An 18,935-nucleotide genomic window follows, 5' to 3' on the forward strand; every position below is an offset into this window, starting at 1 on the left:
AAGCAGTACAATACGCGGCTTGCTGGATCTTGGCTTAATCTATTAACCGGATTTCTGCACGAAATGATGAGCAAAAGCTCAACCCAACACTGATTTAATACGAGCGAATGTGAAATGAGTAAGAAACTGCTAATTAAAACTTGGGGCTGTCAGATGAACGAATACGATTCATCAAAAATGGCCGACCTACTTAATGCCGCAAATGGATATGAGCTAACTGAAGATCCAGCGGAAGCAGACGTATTACTGTTAAATACCTGTTCTATTCGTGAAAAAGCACAAGAGAAAGTGTTTCATCAGCTAGGTCGTTGGAAAACACTGAAAGACAAAAAAGAAGGTGTGGTGATTGGCGTAGGTGGCTGTGTGGCGACCCAAGAAGGTGACCATATCCGAGATCGCGCCCCTTATGTTGATGTTATTTTTGGTCCTCAGACCTTGCACCGTCTACCTGAAATGATCAAACAATCACAGGCTAACACAGGTCCTGTGATGGATATTTCATTCCCAGAGATCGAGAAATTCGATAGCCTGCCTGAACCTCGTGCTGAAGGTGCAACGGCATTCGTATCGATCATGGAAGGCTGCTCAAAATACTGCACTTACTGCGTAGTACCTTATACGCGCGGTGAAGAAGTCAGCCGCCCTATGGATGACGTATTGTTTGAAATTGCTCAACTTGCCGAGCAAGGCGTGCGTGAAGTCAACCTACTGGGTCAAAACGTGAACGCATATCGTGGCCCGACTCATGATGGTGATATCTGCACTTTTGCCGAATTATTACGCCTAGTGGCCTCCATTGACGGTATCGATCGCATTCGTTTCACCACCAGCCACCCACTTGAATTTGGTGATGACATCATCGCCGTGTATGAAGATACGCCTGAACTGGTTAGTTTCTTGCATTTGCCAGTACAAAGTGGCTCAGACCGTATTTTGACTATGATGAAGCGCCCACACACCGCTATCGAATACAAATCGATTATTCGTAAGCTGCGTAAAGCACGTCCTGATATTCAAATCAGTTCGGACTTTATTGTTGGCTTCCCTGGTGAATCAAAACAAGATTTCCAAGACACTATGAAGCTCATTAAAGACGTAGATTTTGATATGAGCTTTAGCTTCATCTTCTCACCACGCCCAGGTACGCCAGCAGCGGATTACCCATGCGATGTTTCTGAAGAAGAGAAAAAAGAGCGTTTATATGAACTTCAACAACAGATCAATGCTCAAGCGATGCGTTACTCTCGTCTAATGCTAGATACCGAGCAACGCATTTTGGTTGAAGGTCCATCTAAGAAAAACCTAATGGAACTACGTGGTCGTACTGAAAACAACCGAGTGGTGAACTTTGAAGGTTCTGCTGACTTGATTGGCCAATTTGTTGATGTGAAAATTACCGACGTTTTCCCGAACTCTCTACGCGGTGAATTAATCCGTACAGAAGCAGAGATGGGCTTACGTACCGCCGTTTCTCCAGCAGAAATGATGAAAAAAACTCGAAAAGAAGATGATTTAGGGGTTGTTACTTTCATGCCCTAACACCATCTTAGAAATAAGATAAGTAAAAACGGTTCGTTATTCTGCCAAATCTATTGTTCTAGCTAAAGAATATTCTAACGAGTAAAGAATAATGAACCGTTTGTAGCGAGGGGAAACAGTGAGCAATAAAATCGTAACGCTTGAAGTCAATTTAGAACCTTCCGATAACCACAGACTATCTAGTTTATGTGGTCCTTTTGATGACAATATCAAACATCTAGAACGTCGTTTAGGCGTTGAAATTAACCACCGTAGCAACTTCTTTACCATTACCGGTAAGCCTCATACGACAGCGGCGGCGCTAGAGATTATTAAAGATTTATACGTCGATACCGCACCGGTGCGTGGCACGATTCCAGATATCGAACCAGAGCAAATTCATCTTGCGGTAAAAGAATCCGGTATTCTTGAGCAGCATAATGAGCAGCCGATGGAATACGGCAAAGAAGTGTTTATTAAAACCAAAAAAGGCGTGATTAAGCCGCGCACACCAAACCAGGCTCAATACTTGGTCAACATGGTCACCCACGATATCAGCTTTGGTATTGGTCCTGCTGGTACAGGTAAAACTTACCTTGCGGTTGCGGCTGCGGTGGACGCGTTAGAGCGTCAAGAAATTCGCCGTATTTTGCTGACGCGTCCAGCAGTGGAAGCAGGCGAAAAACTGGGGTTCTTGCCAGGTGATTTAAGCCAAAAAGTCGACCCTTATTTGCGTCCACTTTATGATGCGTTATTTGAAATGCTCGGTTTTGAGCGTGTCGAAAAACTGATTGAGCGCAATGTCATTGAAGTTGCTCCGCTCGCCTATATGCGTGGCCGAACCTTAAATGATGCCTTTATCATTCTCGATGAAAGCCAAAATACTACGGTAGAACAAATGAAGATGTTCTTAACCCGTATTGGCTTTAATTCACGTGCCGTGATCACCGGTGACGTCACTCAGATCGATTTACCTCGTGGTGCGCGTTCGGGTCTTCGCCATGCCATTGAAGTGCTGTCCGAAGTCGATGACATCAGCTTTAATTTCTTCCTAGCTGATGACGTGGTACGTCACCCTGTGGTGGCTCGTATCGTCAATGCGTATGAGAAATGGGAAGCGCAAGATCAAAAAGAAAAGAAAGCGATTGAAAAGCGTCGTCGTGAAGAGCGTGAACACCGTGAAGCACAAGCGGCCGCCCTATTTTCTGCCGCGAACCCACAAAGTAGCCACTCTCTAACAAATAGTGCTGCTACTGAAACCGATAACTCTGATTCTGAATAGGTAATTAGGCAGATTATGACGATTGAACTCGACCTACAAATTGCAGTCGAAGACACAACTAACCTTCCAACGGAAGCGCAATTTCAGCAATGGTTATCATCTGCCATTACTTTGTTTCAACCGCAAGCTGAAGTGACTATTCGTATTGCTGAGTCACAAGAGAGTCAGCAATTGAATCGTGACTATCGTGGTAAAGATAAGCCTACTAATGTGCTATCTTTCCCGTTTGAAACGCCACCGGGCATTGAAATTGACCTGCTTGGTGATTTAATCATTTGTAAACAAGTGGTTGAAGCAGAAGCAAAAGAGCAAAATAAGCCCTTATTAGCACATTGGGCGCATATGGTTGTACACGGCTCGCTTCATCTGCTAGGTTATGATCATATCGAAGATGATGAAGCTGAAGAAATGGAATCATTGGAAACCGAAATCATGCAAAAACTCGGTTTCAATGATCCTTATTTAGCTGAAAAAGAATAAAGAATAAAGAATAAAGAATAAAGAATAAAGAATATAAACCTATTTAAGAGCGATCTTGATTGGTTTTTTAGCGTGCTACCCGCTTTTGGTAGAATTAATTAAAGAGTGAACATGAACGACAGTACCTCGCCTTCTCAGCATGAAGGCAACGATAAATCCGATGGTCCCAGTAGAAAATCCTTCTTTGAGCGCCTAACTCACTTGTTTCAGGGAGATCCCAAAGATCGCCAAGAGTTAGTCGAAGTGTTTCGCGATTCAGAAGAAAATGATCTTATCGATCAAGATACGCGAGATATGCTTGAAGGAGTGATGGAAATTTCTGAAATGCGTGTGCGTGACATTATGATCCCACGCTCACAAATGGTGACCATTAGCCGAGATTACGATCTTGCTTCATTAGCTGCGCTCATTATTGATGCCACGCACTCACGTTATCCAGTGATTAACGAAGATAAAGATCATATCGAAGGCATTTTACTCGCTAAAGATTTATTGCGTTACCTCGTTTCCGATAGCGATGAGTTTGTTCTAAGTGAAGTGGTTCGTCCGGCGGTCGTGGTACCTGAAAGTAAGCGCGTTGACCGACTACTCAAAGAGTTTCGTGAAGAACGCTATCACATGGCCATCGTCGTGGATGAATTTGGTGGGGTTTCCGGCCTTGTCACTATCGAAGATATTCTTGAAGAAATCGTCGGTGAAATTGAAGACGAATTTGATGATGAAGAAGCTGCGGATGTTCGCCAACTCAGCAAGCATACCTTTTCAGTGCGAGCTTTAACGGATATTGAAGACTTTAATGACACCTTTGGTACCAACTTCAGCGATGAAGAAGTGGATACCATTGGCGGTTTAGTTACATTGGCTTTCGGCCATTTACCTGAACGTGGTGAATCGGTTGAAATCGATGGTTATAACTTTAAAGTGACGGCAGCGGATAACCGTAAAGTTATTCAATTACAAGTCACCATTCCAAATAACTCTGAAGCGAATCTTGATAGCGAAGCTCAAGATAACTGATCGCTTACGAGCACTATAGTGAACCCAATTAAACGATGAAAACCATTTGGATTTCGCGCATCGGGCGGCTGATTTTAGCCGCCTTTATTGGCGCATTAACAACCCTCGCGTTTGCTCCTTTCTCTTATTGGCCAATTGCCATTTTAAGCCCTTTTGTCTTATTGCTTTTATTGAATAATCAAACCACAAAGATGGGTTTTTGGATTGCTTTGGCTTGGGGTTTAGGTCAATTTGGCACTGGTATTAACTGGGTTCATGTCAGTATTGATACCTTTGGTGGTATGCCTAAAATCGCTAGCGTCGGTTTAATGGCCTTACTCGTTACTTACCTGGCGTTATACCCGGCTTTATTCGGCGCACTACTCAATCGCTTCTTTGCCAAAACTAACGCGCTACGCTTAGTCATTGCCGCCCCGATTTTATGGCTCATCACAGATTGTTTACGTGGTTGGGTGATGACCGGTTTTCCATGGCTTTGGTTAGGCTATAGCCAGATTGATAGCCCACTCAATGGTTTTGCACCGATATCAGGTGTGGAATCCATTACTTTAGCACTATGGCTCATTGCCGGCGGCCTTGCCATCACGCTATTAAATAAACAATGGCAATATCTTGCTTTGCCAGTGGGTGTTTTTGCCGTCAGCATAGGCTTAAACCAAGTCGATTGGGTAAAACCAAACCCTGAAACGACGACGTCTTTCGCTTTGATTCAGGGCAATATCGACCAAAAGATGAAGTGGGTTCCAAGTCACCGCTGGCCAACACTGATGAAATATACTGATATGAGCCGCGCTAATTGGGGTACGGATATTATCATTTGGCCAGAAGCGGCCATTCCAGCCTTAGAGTCCGACTTACCGGCGTTTTTGCATAACTTAGATACCGCCGCCAAAGCCAACAATAGTGCGCTGATCACCGGCGTGTTATCACAAGATGACATGGGGCTATTTTACAATAATGTCCTCACACTTGGTGACAACGGACTCGGCCCTTACGATTACGACACGGCAAAACGTTATAGTAAACATCACCTATTACCATTTGGTGAATTTGTGCCTTTTGGTGACTTGCTGCGCCCTATTGCCCCTTTCTTTAACCTGCCAATGTCATCATTTCAACGCGGGGAATACATACAGCCCAATTTAGTGGCTCACGGTCGACATCTGTTGGCGGCACTTTGCTATGAAATTATTTTCAGCGATCAAGTGCGTGATAATGTCACCGATGATACTGACTTCATTTTAACGCTGTCCAATGATGCTTGGTTTGGTGACTCTATTGGACCACTGCAGCACATGGAAATTGCTCGCATGCGCGCTTTAGAGTTAGGTAAACCCCTCATCCGTGCGACCAATAATGGTGTCACCGCGGTAACCGACTACAAAGGTAAAATCACTAAGCAAGTACCACAATTTCAAACAGAAGTGTTGAAAGCGGAAGTCACTTCCACTAGCGGCAATACGCCATATACCTTCATTGGTTGCTGGTTATTGTATTTATGGTGTGGAATAGGCTTAGCCATCACTTTGTATCAACGTAAACGCCATCAACACTCGTAATCTTTCTAGCATTCGGAGTGGCTTCATTCACTCCGAATGCCTTTTCTAGCTGACGATATTGCTATTCAGCTTCCTCAGCCTCTTCATTAATTCCACACCTAAGAACTAGCAACAATTCCTGACTATCTCTTTGATCTTAGATAAGTTACCTCCGGTTACGGTTATTCAATCATCAAGTTCGGAAAGCTGTTCATAAACTTTCGGCGCAAAACTCGTGCTATTGAACGTGCTCATTTATACTACTTTTAGTATTAATTATTAGAGAGTTACGTATGCAAGCATTTAAACCTGTTCCAATGCTTATTGCTGCGATCATTACTTTGGTGATTTGGTTTACTCCGGCTCCCGAAGGCGTTGCAATTCACGCTTGGCACTTATTAGCGTTATTTATTGGCACCATTGCCGCCATTATAGGTAAAGGCATGCCGATTGGTGCGTTATCTATTTTAGCCATTACATTAGTCGCGGTGACGGGCGTAACCGTTGACCCTTCGGTGACCAGCCCACAAAAACAATCTATGGCCAATGCCCTAAGCGGCTTCTCCAACAGCCTGATTTGGCTTATCGGTTCTTCCATCATTATTTCTCGTGGCTTAATTAAAACTGGACTCGGACACCGCATTGGTTATTGGTTCATCTCTTTATTTGGTAAGAAAACACTGGGTATTGGCTATGCACTGAGCTTTGCCGAACTGACAATCGCACCAATCACACCAAGTAATACGGCGCGTGGCGGTGGTATTATTCATCCTATCATGCGTTCCATTGCTGAAAGTTTTTCATCGAAAGGACACGATGCTTCCTCTAAGAAGATTGGGGAATATCTTGCGTTAGTGAATTACAACGCCAACCCAATTACTTCGGCTATGTTTATCACAGCAACAGCGCCTAACCCACTAGTGGTGGATCTCATAGCCAAAGGGACAGGGTTAGATATTCATATCACTTGGGGCCAATGGGCACTGGCAGCGCTACTACCAGGTCTAGTGGCTTTGATTATCATGCCGTTAGTGTTGTACTACTTCTTTACACCAGAGCTAAAATCAACCCCAAATGCCTCTCAATTTGCGAAGCAAAAATTAGCAGAGCAAGGGCCAATTTCGCTCGATGAAAAAATCATGCTGGGCGTGTTCTTTATGTTGCTCGTATTGTGGGCCGGCATTCCTGCTTGGATTTTTGGCCCAGCTTATGCGGTTGATGCGACCGCGGTGTCATTCATCGGCTTATCGGTCTTATTACTCACAGGGATTTTAACTTGGGATGATGTGTTGAAGGAAAAATCCGCTTGGGACACCATAGTCTGGTTTGCTGCGCTCGTTATGATGGCGGGCTATTTAAGTAAATTAGGGTTAATTACTTGGTTTGCGACTCAAATTCAAACCAATGTGAGTGTGCTGGGTTTACCTTGGTGGGGCGTCACTATTCTGCTCTGCTGTGTGTATTTTTATGCTCACTATTTCTTTGCGAGCACCACAGCACATATTACCGCCATGTTTAGCGCGTTCTTTGCTGCGGGTTTAGGGTTAGGCGTACCACCAATGTTCTTAGGTTTGGCCCTTGCTGGCGCGTCCTCTCTCATGATGTCAATCACCCACTACGCAACCGGGACTGCACCAATTATTTTTGGTTCAGGTTATGTGTCGCTCGGTAACTGGTGGAAAGCAGGATTTATCATGAGTATCGTCAACCTCTTCATCTGGAGTGTGGTCGGCAGCTTGTGGTGGAAAGCGCTCGGTTTATGGTAAGCATTCACTTGTCATAACTGGCTCTTATAACTAAATCAATAAAAAATAGCCCAACACTTTGAAATATTGGGCTATTTTCTTTCATATTGCAGTGTTTGTTTAGGAGTTCTTCAACTTAGAAGCTCTTCAACACGCTGGCTAATAAATCAATACGTGGCTTAATAGAATCAATCAACAAATTTTCTTGATCATACGTCAATGGGCGTTGCGCGACTGTCCCTTCTGGAAAAACCGTATCCATGTGACCACTGAGCATCACATCATAGACTTCGGTATTCGGCTTATTGGTAATTTCAAGACACGGGCCGGCTTTATCATCAATATGATGACGAGTAACAGTAAAACCAATTTGCTCAAACATTGGGGTAAGAATACCAGCAATTTTCGCAACACCTCGTGGCGTACGTGTACCACAGTCAACATTCACTAAGGCTTCTAATTGCTTAATATAAGTTTGCACATCAAACTGTTGAGACATTTTCATTCTCCTAAAAAGTAAAAAGCCCACAAGATCGTGAGCTTTTAGAATTAATAATGTGGATTAAGATGCCATCATAGGTACAAGGAATACCGTACCAATAATTACCGTGGCAAGACCACAAACGACAGGAATAAAGGTACGCTTAACCACTTCAAATGGGTTCACTTGACCCATACCTGCAGTGGCAACGATCACACCGGAGACTGGTGAAATGGTGCGACCTAGATTAGACGCCTGTAGCATTGGAATGATCAAGAACGCAGGGTTAATGCCCATTTTCGCCGCCAATGATGGTGCAAGTTCAACGAATGCATAGAAAGACGCATTACCTGAACCCGTTGCAATTGAAGCTGCCACCGTAATACCTGTAAGAAGAAGCATTAGAGCGACAGCACCCGCACCCGCGTTATCCGCAAGGCCTAGCAATGTATCAATCGCACCAACAGACATTAAACCTTGAGCGAATAGACCTGCCCCCACCAATAGCATTACCACGCCTTTAAATGCATCCGCCATACCTTGGTAGCAGACTTCAAGGTCATCCACTGCACGCTTACCATCAAAACGCGTTGAAATGTAGTGCACCACCGCACCAATGAAGATAGATAACACAACGATTGTGTAGATATCTAAAGTCATACCAGGAATGGTTTGGCCGTTAAATAAGAACACGCCCACGATAGGTAAGAATGGCAGAATTGAGTAGTAAGCTGGAGCGCTTGCATCAATGTGAGAAACATCCACTTTTTCCATTGGTGTATTGTCTTTCTTATCTAGGTACTTATTCCAGAAGAAAGCCGCTACTGCCATCACAACGATTGCCGAGATCGACACCGGAAGCACCGTTTCAACCGCAAACACGTGCAGAGGAATGCCCGATTTTTGCGCCGCGATCACCACATCACCCGATGTTGGAGACAAGATAATTGCAGCGGGTGAAGCACACACTGCCACCGCCGCAGGGCGAGAAATCCCCATCGCCGTCATCATTGGGAAAAGAGTGGCCATCAATAGCACGCCAAGACCCGTTGCAGAACTTACAGCGAGAGACATCAAGCAGGCCACGATGTAAGCGGCGACCAACAAAATGTAAGGTGATTTTATAAAGGCAAGAGGTTTTGAAAACTGTTTTACAACGATGTTGTTAGCACCAATATGCGTCATGTAAGAAGCGAAACCACACAACAGCATGATCTGTAGACCTAAACCACCGTTATAATTTTGCAGGGTCGTTTTCAAAAAGAATAGAGCGTCAGTAAAGAAGTTACCGGTTGATTCCATGCCGGCTGGTAGTACAGAGTGACCTAGAGGTTTAGCTAGAAGGAGTAATAATGTACCCGCCGTCAACAGCACGCCAGTTGGCTTATAACCTTTTACGATGAAGTAACCTACCGCAATGGTCACGATAAGGCCAATAGAGAGTTCTAACATAGTGTGTTGCCTTTTTATGAATGATCAATACCAAACAGATATCGTCACATTGATTTTTAATGGCAAGCAAATTACCAAAAGGCAAAACAACAAATATTAATCTCTATCAATTTTTGTGCTTGTAGCGCTAAATTTTGGTGCCTCAGTTTCGCTTTATTGACATTTTTAGCTTTAAAAGCCTGAGGCAGCCGAATTTTAATACAAGAACGGGTTGTTTCCTGAATTTTTTTATGGTTTTAATGGAACGCGAGTAAAAGCATGGTTACCGCACTGTATACACGGCGTGATCTCACATGGATGGCTGTATTCTTGTCGATGGCCACATTTTTCACACACCAAAGCCCCCAAGCCAATCACATCACCGACTTCATATAGCCCTTTGTGTTCTATGTCTTGAAATACTTCCATCCATTCAATTTGCGTTTTATCTGTGATGTCCAACAAACCTTCCCAAATGGATTCCGAAATCACATCACGGAACGGATCGTTTTCAATCGCTTCTTTATCTTTCTTGTAATTATCAGAAAACTCTTTGAGATCGGACTTCACGTATTCCGCCATCAGAGCCCATTCATCCTTGGTCATGTCCTTAGTGGCTTGCCACATTTGTCTTGGCGTTTCGAACCACTTATCCATTTCTTCAGGCGTGTGCTTTAAGCTCTCAATGACATGTTCAAGGACCTTTTTATAATCTTGATTACGCTTTGTCATCCGCATCTCCTTTCTGTCTAGTCACTCACAGGGTCACATTTGCTATTGTTGAGCGCAACCCCTTTAAGGTATTCTATGCTGATCAAGTATTATCGGGTTTAACCGATCTCACAAATCTACGATAACCGGACATCATCGATGCAAGAGCATAAAGTGAAATTAGCAGAACAGTATCATCCGCAAGATATTGAGCCTAAGGTTCAACAATATTGGGATAACAATAAAACATTTGAAGTAACTGAAGATCCAAGCAAAGAAAAATTCTACTGCTTGTCGATGTTCCCTTACCCAAGTGGCCGACTGCACATGGGCCATGTTCGTAATTACACCATCGGTGATGTAGTTTCTCGCTACCAACGGCTTCAAGGCAAAAACGTAATGCAACCGATCGGTTGGGATGCGTTCGGCCTTCCTGCTGAAAATGCGGCAGTAAAAAACAAAACTGCACCTGCGCCATGGACTTACGAAAATATCGAGTACATGAAAAACCAACTTAAACTATTAGGTTTTGGTTACGATTGGAAACGTGAGTTCGCGACCTGTACGCCAGAATACTACCGTTGGGAACAAGAGTTCTTCACTAAACTGTATGAAAAAGGCTTAGTCTACAAGAAGACATCTTCAGTTAACTGGTGTCCAAATGACATGACCGTGCTTGCCAACGAACAAGTTGAAGACGGCTGTTGCTGGCGCTGTGACACTCCTGTAGAACAAAAAGAAATTCCACAGTGGTTCATTAAAATCACGGAATATGCACAAGAACTATTAGACGATTTAGATAACCTAGACGGTTGGCCTGAAATGGTAAAAACCATGCAGCGCAACTGGATCGGCCGTTCTGAAGGCGTTGAGCTAACCTTTAAAGTCAACGGTCAAGCGGATCTTGAAGTCTACACCACTCGTCCTGACACATTGATGGGTGTCACTTACGTGGGTATCGCGGCAGGCCACCCTCTTGCTGCTATTGCTGCACAAAATAATCCTAAGCTCGCGGCATTCATCGACGAGTGTAAAAACACCAAAGTCGCTGAAGCAGAACTGGCGACTATGGAAAAGAAAGGCATGGACACAGGTCTCACTGCCATTCATCCATTAAACGGCAAAGAAGTGCCAGTATATGTGGCTAACTTCGTGTTAATGGATTACGGCACAGGCGCTGTAATGGCAGTACCTGCGCACGATCAACGTGACTTCGAATTCGCAACAAAATACGGCCTCAACATTGAAGCAGTAATTTTAGATGAAGAAGGCAACCAGCCGGACGTATCAGAAGCGGCTTATACTGAAAAAGGCAACCTATTCAACTCTGGTGAATTTGATGGTCTTGATTTCCAAGCTGCGTTTGATGCGATTGCAGCGAAATTAGAAAGCGAAGGCAAAGGTAAGAAAACCGTTAACTTCCGTCTACGTGACTGGGGTGTATCTCGTCAACGTTACTGGGGCGCACCAATTCCAATGGTGACCACCGACGATGGCGAAGTACACCCGGTTCCAGCTGACCAACTGCCTGTGATCTTGCCTGAAGATGTGGTCATGGATGGCGTGACTAGCCCAATTAAAGCCGATAAAGCCTGGGCAGAAACCACATTTAATGGCGAACATGCGCTACGCGAAACCGACACCTTTGATACCTTCATGGAATCATCTTGGTACTACGCGCGTTACTGTTCACCACAAGCAGACGATATATTAGATCCAGAAAAAGCCAACTACTGGCTACCTGTTGATCAATACATCGGTGGTATCGAGCACGCTTGTATGCACCTATTGTATTCTCGTTTCTTCCATAAATTACTGCGTGATGCAGGTTATGTGAAATCAGACGAACCATTTAAGCAACTACTTTGCCAAGGCATGGTATTAGCCGATGCGTTCTATCACACCAACGAGAAAGGCACCAAAGAGTGGATTTCTCCGACGGATGTAACGGTTGAGCGTGATGGTAAAGGCCGTATCGAGAAAGCAGTCGATAACCAAGGTCGCAACGTTGAGCACTCAGGCATGATCAAAATGTCTAAGTCGAAAAACAACGGTATCGATCCACAAGAAATGGTCGATAAATACGGCGCAGATACCGTGCGTCTATTTATGATGTTCGCCTCTCCAGCTGACATGACACTTGAATGGCAAGAGTCTGGTGTGGAAGGAGCAAACCGCTTCCTACGTCGTGTCTGGAAACTGGTTGGCGATCACACTGAAAAAGGTGACGTTGAAGCATTAGATGTATCAGCGTTAACTGGCGATCAGAAAGCATTACGTCGTGATGTTCATAAAACCATCGCAAAAGTGAGTGATGATGTTGGCCGTCGCCAAACGTTCAACACCGCGATTGCCGCTATCATGGAATTAATGAATAAACTAGGCAAAGCGCCACAAGATAATGCGCAAGATCGCGCCATTCTTGATGAAGCATTAAAAGCCGTAGTTCGCATGCTTTACCCTATTACTCCACATATTTGTCACGAATTGTGGAACGCATTAGGTGAATCGGATGTCGATAGCTGTGAATGGCCAACTTTTGATGAAAAAGCACTGGTTGAAGATGAAAAGCTGATCATTGTTCAAGTGAACGGTAAGTTACGTGCGAAATTAACCGTACCAGCGGATATCAGCAAAGACGATATTGAAGCCATGGGCCTAAGTGATGAAAATGTCACTAAGTTCACTGAAGGTTTGACTGTTCGTAAAGTGATTTACGTACCAGGCAAACTGTTAAATATCGTTGCGAACTAATTTCACAATTAGCCGTAGCAAGTTACACTTCAAAGCGTAAATGGGCATAGCGTCCATTTACGCTTATCTTATGAGCTTTCATAACAAGTTATCGACAGAGTTCATAAGATAAGCATTAACGCATTCATTTATTGATTTATTAGAGGTATTCCTTAGTGGCAACATTGTTTTCTCGCACTCAGTTACGTTTGCTCGCCATTATCACTCTCGCCATGATGACCTCAGCTTGTGGCTTCCATTTCCGTGGCAGCTATTTGCTTCCCGATGAAGTCTCAACCATTTCAGTATCCAGTTTTGATAGCTACAGCCAAATCACTCGTGATGTAAAAAATCAGCTGCGTTTTAATGGTGTTGATGTTGTCCCACCAGCCTCTGATGTACCGAACCTCTATTTAATCAGTGAGTCGGATAGTGACAACAGCTCAGATCGCACCTTATCGCTTTATCAAAACTCGCGTGCGGCGGAAAAGGAACTACGTTACGTCGTATCTTATCGTGTGACCGTTCCGGGTTACGACCCAAAAACGTTCCGCGTCAACATCACCCGTAGCTACTTAGACAACCCACTCGCTGCTCTGGCGAAGTCGGTGGAACGTGACATGTTATGGGATGAAATGCGTGAACAAGCCGCTGAACAAATTATTCGTCAAATGGCACGTTTAAAAGCGCAGCTCGCGGTGACGCCATCTGAAAATAATGAGATGCAAGACTTCCCAACCGATGTGGATACTCAAACTGAAACCACAGATCTGGGCGATGGTGTACAACAAACTATTACTACGGACGAAGTATCAGCCGATAGTAAAGACTCATCAGCGACAGCATCTGAGACAGAGACACCATAACGCTCATGCGAATTTTTGCTGACAAACTGGCTGACAATCTATCTCGACACTCGTTCCCCGTTTACTTATTAATGGGGAATGAACCTCTATTGCTGCAAGAAAGCAAAGATATGCTTTACCAGCAAGCCAAAAAGCAAGGTTTCTTAGATAAGCAACGTTTCACATTAGATAAACAAGTCGATTGGAATGACATCTTTGATTGCTGCCAGGCGCTGAGTTTGTTCTCTAACCAGCAAATCATTGAGCTCGAGATCCCCGAAGCCGGAGTTTCAGCCGCAGCAGGCAAAGAGCTAGTCAACCTATCGACCATGCTCAATCCGGATATTTTGCTCGTCGTGATAGGCAACAAACTTACACGCGCTCAAGAAAGCACCAAATGGTTTAAGGCATTGCATCAAAATGGCTTACTTGTCAGTTGCAACAGCCCAGAGCTACGTCAATTGCCACAATTTGTACAACAACGTTGCAAAAAGCTCAAACTGACTCCTGATGCAGAAGCGGTACAAATGCTTGCGCAGTGGCATGAGGGCAACTTGCTCGCCTTAGCACAAAGCTTAGAAAAACTCGCACTACTCTACCCTGATGGCAAACTTACCATGCCAAGAGTCGAAGCTGCGTTAAGTCGCCATAACCATTTTACGCCATTTCAATGGACAGACGCTCTCCTTGCAGGACAAGCCAAACGTGCACAACGCATATTGCGTCAACTGCAAGCGGAAGGACAGGAAGCGGTTATATTGCTTCGTACCTTGCAAAAAGAGTTAATTATTTTAATTGAAATGCGAATGGCTTTTGAACAAGGCCAAGCGTTGGGCAAGATTTTCGACCAGCATCGAATCTGGCAAAATAAGCGCCCATTGTACAGCGCTGCGCTGCAACGGTTAACTTTGTCGCAAATCAAACGTCAAGTTCATAGCTTGTGCGCACTTGAATTATCAGTCAAAACCACCTTTGACCAAGATCCGTGGCCCAAAATCAGCCAACTATCGATTGAGTTATGCCTGCCCAATGTTCGGCTCCCTCTCTCTGCACCATTGTGAGACTAGGCATATAGATAACAATCCATTAGGAAAAAGCGGCACGCTTGTTGTCACTTGGGTATAAATGGCAATCATCTTGTAAATAACACAGACAGAGTGTAAATAACGTTGAGCTGTCCTTTTCAAAAACTCAGTTTCTACATACCATAAAGAAACAAATACATCATTTAACAACCTATAAACCAGTTTAAGAGGCAATACTTTGCAATTAAATGAATTAAAAGATTTTCTTGCTGATAAAGCAGATGATATGAAAGCGGAAAACATCATTACTCTCGATGTGAAAGGAAAATCAAGTGTCACAGATTACATGATCGTCTGCACTGGCACATCAAAACGTCATGTTGCCTCGATCGCCGATAACGTAGCGAAAGAAGCAAAAATCGCCGGCATCGAACCACTCGGTATTGACGGTGAAACCGAAGGTGAATGGGTTGTCGTTGACATGGGCTCTGTCATGGTTCACATCATGCAAGAAGCACCACGAGATCTCTACCAATTAGAGAAACTTTGGGGATAAACCTCTCAGTCACAAGTTTAAATGCGAAATAAGCCAGCAAGCAGCCGAGAAGTACACTGGAGAGAAATGTGAAAATTCAACTAATCGCGGTCGGAACCAAAATGCCCAAATGGGTTGAAGAAGGTTTTCGTGAATATCAACGGCGCTTCCCAAGCGATATGCCTTTTGACTTGATTGAGATCCCTGCAGGCAAGCGTGGAAAAAATGCTGACATTGTGAGAATTTTACAAAAAGAAGGCGAAGCAATGCTGGCCGCCGTCCCTAAAGGTAATCGCATTGTGACGCTTGATATCCCAGGAAAACGCTGGGATACCAACGAACTCGCTGGTCAATTAGACGCTTGGAAACTCGACGGCCGTGATGTGTCCATTTTAATTGGTGGCCCTGAAGGGTTAGCCCCAGCCTGTAAAGCGGCGGCCGATCAAAGCTGGTCTTTATCTCCATTAACTCTGCCGCACCCAATGGTTCGCGTGATCATGGCTGAAAGTCTATATCGCGCCTGGAGCGTCACAACTAACCACCCGTACCACCGAGAATAATAAAGAATGAGACGTAAACGTAGCCAAATACGTGATTACACCGCGGAAGCCAAATTGTTTACGCGACGCGCTATTGTTGCGTTTGCGGGCATCATTGTTTTGGTCGGCATTTTGCTGGCGAACCTTTATTACATTCAAGTTGAACAATACCAAGACTACAAAACTCGCTCTAACGATAACCGAATTAAAATTGTCCCGATTGCCCCAAACCGAGGGCTTATTTACGATCGCAATGGAAAGCTATTAGCCTCAAACCGCCCTGTCTTTAGCTTAGAAATCACACCAGAAAAAGTGAAAGATATAGATAAGACCATTGCGGAATTACGTAAAATACTACCAATCACTGATGAACAAATTGAGACATTCCAAAAAGAGCGCACTCACATTCGCCACTACAAACCTGTGCCATTGATGACCCAGTTAAGCGATGAAGATGTGGCCAAGTTTTCGGTAAATCAATATCGCTTCCCTGGCGTAGAAGTCACGGCTGCCCTCAAGCGCTATTACCCATACGGAAAAACCTTAACTCATGTTCTAGGTTATGTGTCTCGTATCAACGACCGTGATATTCAGCGTCTCACCGAAGAAGGTAAAGTCTCTAATTACCAAGCCACCCGTGATATCGGTAAATTAGGTATTGAACGTTATTATGAAGATGTTTTACACGGCACATCTGGCTATAAAGAGGTTGAAGTTAACAGCCGTGGTCGAGTTATTCGTACGCTGAAATACGTGCCACCTATTCCAGGTAAAGACATCGTCTTGAACCTAGATATTGACTTACAACAATATGCTTTTGGATTGATGAATCATCGCCGTGGTTCGATCATTATTTTGGATCCAAAAGACAATGGTGTCCTCGCGATGGTATCCAGCCCAAGTTACGATCCAAACGCTTTCGTTCATGGAATCAGCGGTGAGGCGTATCGAGATTTACTGAATGATCCCAATCGCCCGCTAGTGAACCGTGCAACCTTAGGCATATACCCACCCGCCTCAACAGTGAAGCCATTTATTGCGGTTTCAGCGTTAACTGAAGGTGTAATAACGTCTAAAACCACTCGGAATGACCCTGGTATTTGGTACATTCCGCATGCTCGAAATCATAAAGGCTATCGAGACTGGAGCCGCTGGGGACACGGTGTGGTTGATGTGAAAAAAGCAATTGAAGAGTCTGTTGATACTTTCTTCTATCAAGTTGCTTTTGATATGGGTATCGACCGCTTATCAACTTGGATGAACAAATTCGGTTTTGGTGAATACACTGGCATCGATATTCACGAAGAAAGTAGCGCTAACATGCCAACCCGCGAATGGAAAATGGCTCGCCACCGTACGCCTTGGTATCAAGGTGACACCATTCCTGTTGGTATAGGACAAGGCTACTGGACGGCAACACCAATGCAAATCGCCAAAGCATTATCGGTGTTAGTCTCTCATGGTAAACGACGTGCGCCTCATCTATTGCGAGCCACCATTGATAAGGAACAACCGAATCAAACGCCGGTATTAAGCCCGATTAAGACTTTCCCACCGATTGAAAACGTAAAAGATTCCGATTGGGCCCTAGCGGAAGAAGGTATGCACTTAGTGGCGACAGGCTCCCGAGGCACCGCGAGACGAGCTTTCTATGGTGCTCAATATGAAGCCGCGGTCAAATCAGGTACTGCTCAGGTTTATGGCCTGAAAGAAGGTGAAAAATATAACGCCGATGAAGTGGCAGAACATTTACGTGACCACGCACTGCTCATGGGGTTTGCACCACTGGAAGATCCTAAGTTAATTGTCGCCATGGTATTGGAAAATGCAGGTGGCGGTTCAGGCGTAGGTGGCCCTATCGCCCGTGAAATTTTTGACCATGTGTTAGTCAAGTCAAAGCAGAAAGAAAATAGCGAGGATAAAAAGTAGTATGAAAATGGATCCTGCGACCGGGCAAAATCGGGCTTACTTCGAGCGATTCCATATTGACTTGCCACTATTGCTCGGCATTTTACTGTTAATGGCAATGGGCTTGGTCATTATGTACAGCGCCAGTGGTCAAGACATGGAGCGCATGGATCAACAAGCACTACGCATGTTACTTTCCCTCGGCGTGATGATCGCGGTTGCTCAAATTAACCCACGCACCATGGAAGCCTTTGCGCCCAGCATGTATATCGTCGGGGTTATCTTGCTCTTTGGCGTGCTGTTTTTTGGTGAAACCTCTAAAGGTGCCCAGCGTTGGCTTGATGTTGGTTTTACTCGATTTCAACCGTCTGAGTTTCTTAAACTCGCAGTGCCATTAATGGTAGCGCGGTTCATTGGCAAGCAACCTTTACCGCCCACATTTCGCGTGTTAGCGGCTTCATTAATTTTAGTGTGTTTACCAACCATACTGATAGCGAAGCAACCCGACCTCGGCACATCAATTCTGATCGCGGCATCGGGTATTTTCGTTATCTTCCTCGCCGGCATCAGTTGGAAGATCATCTTTGCTGCCGCAGCGGCCATTGGTGCATTTATTCCGGTATTATGGTTTTTCTTAATGCATGAATACCAAAAAACTCGCGTGCGAACACTCTTTGACCCAGAGTCAGATCCACTGGGAGCGGGTTATCACATTATTCAAAGTAAAATTGCCATTGGCTCAGGCGGGCTAACCGGTAAAGGTTGGCTTCACGGAACACAATCTCAATTAGAATTTGTGCCAGAACGACATACTGACTTTATCTTTGCAGTGATTGCTGAAGAATGGGGTATTATCGGCGTCTCATTATTGCTGGCTGTTTACTTATTCATCATTGCGCGTGGGCTTTACCTCGCAACACAAGCACAAACCGCATTTGGCCGTATGATGGGCGGCAGCGTCGTCCTCAGTTTCTTTGTGTATGTTTTTGTAAATATCGGTATGGTGAGTGGCATTTTGCCTGTCGTAGGTGTACCTTTGCCGCTAATTAGTTACGGTGGCACATCCATGATCACGCTATTGGCGGGTTTCGGTATCCTTATGTCAATTCACACTCATAGAAAAATGCTTTCAAAGGCGAATTAGATT

The 18,935-nt window shown here is 44.5% G+C and carries 16 protein-coding genes; 13 read left to right on the forward strand and 3 right to left on the reverse strand.

Features of this window, described 5'->3' with window-relative positions:
- The first annotated feature begins 114 nt into the window (after window positions 1-114).
- The 6 genes from miaB (at window position 115) to Vgang_RS08455 (ending at window position 7,601) form a co-directional block, all read left to right on the forward strand.
- The gene (miaB, locus tag Vgang_RS08430) at window positions 115-1,539 is read left to right on the forward strand and encodes a tRNA (N6-isopentenyl adenosine(37)-C2)-methylthiotransferase MiaB (RefSeq protein WP_105900965.1); all 1,425 of its coding nucleotides are present in this window, start codon (window positions 115-117) and stop codon (window positions 1,537-1,539) included.
- 118 nt (window positions 1,540-1,657) lie between these two features.
- Complete coding sequence (locus Vgang_RS08435) at window positions 1,658-2,800, forward strand: PhoH family protein (RefSeq protein WP_105900964.1); 1,143 nt, start codon at window positions 1,658-1,660, stop codon at window positions 2,798-2,800.
- 15 nt (window positions 2,801-2,815) lie between these two features.
- A complete protein-coding gene (gene ybeY, locus Vgang_RS08440; protein ID WP_105900963.1) occupies window positions 2,816-3,280 on the forward strand; it encodes an rRNA maturation RNase YbeY in 465 nt (154 codons plus the stop codon).
- A 111-nt stretch (window positions 3,281-3,391) separates the two neighbouring features.
- Window positions 3,392-4,297 (forward strand): CNNM family magnesium/cobalt transport protein CorC, encoded by a 906-nt coding sequence (gene corC / locus Vgang_RS08445; protein ID WP_105900962.1) that lies wholly within the window; start codon window positions 3,392-3,394, stop codon window positions 4,295-4,297.
- Window positions 4,298-4,332: 35 nt separating this feature from the next.
- Window positions 4,333-5,856, forward strand: a complete 1,524-nt coding sequence (gene lnt, locus Vgang_RS08450; RefSeq protein WP_105900961.1) for an apolipoprotein N-acyltransferase — start codon at window positions 4,333-4,335, stop codon at window positions 5,854-5,856.
- A gap of 272 nt (window positions 5,857-6,128) precedes the next feature.
- Window positions 6,129-7,601 (forward strand): DASS family sodium-coupled anion symporter, encoded by a 1,473-nt coding sequence (locus tag Vgang_RS08455; protein WP_105900960.1) that lies wholly within the window; start codon window positions 6,129-6,131, stop codon window positions 7,599-7,601.
- A 115-nt stretch (window positions 7,602-7,716) separates the two neighbouring features.
- On the opposite strand, the gene Vgang_RS08460 is transcribed toward Vgang_RS08455, so the two are convergent.
- The 3 genes from Vgang_RS08460 to Vgang_RS08470 all read right to left on the reverse strand — a co-directional run bounded on the left by Vgang_RS08460 (window position 7,717) and on the right by Vgang_RS08470 (window position 10,224).
- Window positions 7,717-8,079: a zinc-binding metallopeptidase family protein gene (locus tag Vgang_RS08460; RefSeq protein WP_211293949.1), complete on the reverse strand. Its 363-nt coding sequence runs from the start codon at window positions 8,077-8,079 to the stop codon at window positions 7,717-7,719.
- Between the two features lie 63 nt (window positions 8,080-8,142).
- The gene (gene dcuC, locus Vgang_RS08465) at window positions 8,143-9,513 is read right to left on the reverse strand and encodes an anaerobic C4-dicarboxylate transporter DcuC (RefSeq protein ID WP_105900959.1); all 1,371 of its coding nucleotides are present in this window, start codon (window positions 9,511-9,513) and stop codon (window positions 8,143-8,145) included.
- 228 nt (window positions 9,514-9,741) lie between these two features.
- Window positions 9,742-10,224, reverse strand: coding sequence for a zinc ribbon-containing protein (locus tag Vgang_RS08470; protein ID WP_105900958.1), 483 nt, complete (start codon window positions 10,222-10,224; stop codon window positions 9,742-9,744).
- A gap of 138 nt (window positions 10,225-10,362) precedes the next feature.
- Here Vgang_RS08470 and leuS point away from each other — a divergent pair, with 138 nt between their 5' ends.
- The 7 genes from leuS to rodA all read left to right on the forward strand — a co-directional run bounded on the left by leuS (window position 10,363) and on the right by rodA (window position 18,932).
- Window positions 10,363-12,957 carry a leucine--tRNA ligase gene (gene leuS / locus Vgang_RS08475; RefSeq protein WP_105900957.1) on the forward strand — a complete coding sequence of 865 codons (2,595 nt, stop codon included), beginning with the start codon at window positions 10,363-10,365 and terminating at the stop codon, window positions 12,955-12,957.
- Between the two features lie 155 nt (window positions 12,958-13,112).
- A complete protein-coding gene (locus Vgang_RS08480) occupies window positions 13,113-13,802 on the forward strand; it encodes an LPS-assembly lipoprotein LptE (protein WP_406708261.1) in 690 nt (229 codons plus the stop codon).
- A 5-nt stretch (window positions 13,803-13,807) separates the two neighbouring features.
- On the forward strand, window positions 13,808-14,842 hold the full coding sequence (holA, locus tag Vgang_RS08485; RefSeq protein WP_105900956.1) for a DNA polymerase III subunit delta: 1,035 nt from the start codon (window positions 13,808-13,810) through the stop codon (window positions 14,840-14,842).
- A gap of 202 nt (window positions 14,843-15,044) precedes the next feature.
- Window positions 15,045-15,362 carry a ribosome silencing factor gene (gene rsfS / locus Vgang_RS08490; RefSeq protein ID WP_105900955.1) on the forward strand — a complete coding sequence of 106 codons (318 nt, stop codon included), beginning with the start codon at window positions 15,045-15,047 and terminating at the stop codon, window positions 15,360-15,362.
- Between the two features lie 68 nt (window positions 15,363-15,430).
- Window positions 15,431-15,901, forward strand: a complete 471-nt coding sequence (rlmH, locus tag Vgang_RS08495; protein ID WP_105900954.1) for a 23S rRNA (pseudouridine(1915)-N(3))-methyltransferase RlmH — start codon at window positions 15,431-15,433, stop codon at window positions 15,899-15,901.
- Between the two features lie 6 nt (window positions 15,902-15,907).
- The gene (gene mrdA, locus Vgang_RS08500; RefSeq protein WP_105900953.1) at window positions 15,908-17,809 is read left to right on the forward strand and encodes a penicillin-binding protein 2; all 1,902 of its coding nucleotides are present in this window, start codon (window positions 15,908-15,910) and stop codon (window positions 17,807-17,809) included.
- Between the two features lies 1 nt (window position 17,810).
- On the forward strand, window positions 17,811-18,932 hold the full coding sequence (rodA, locus tag Vgang_RS08505; RefSeq protein WP_105900952.1) for a rod shape-determining protein RodA: 1,122 nt from the start codon (window positions 17,811-17,813) through the stop codon (window positions 18,930-18,932).
- Window positions 18,933-18,935 lie beyond the last annotated feature (3 nt).

This window comes from Vibrio gangliei (assembly GCF_026001925.1).
Taxonomy (GTDB): domain Bacteria; phylum Pseudomonadota; class Gammaproteobacteria; order Enterobacterales; family Vibrionaceae; genus Vibrio; species Vibrio gangliei.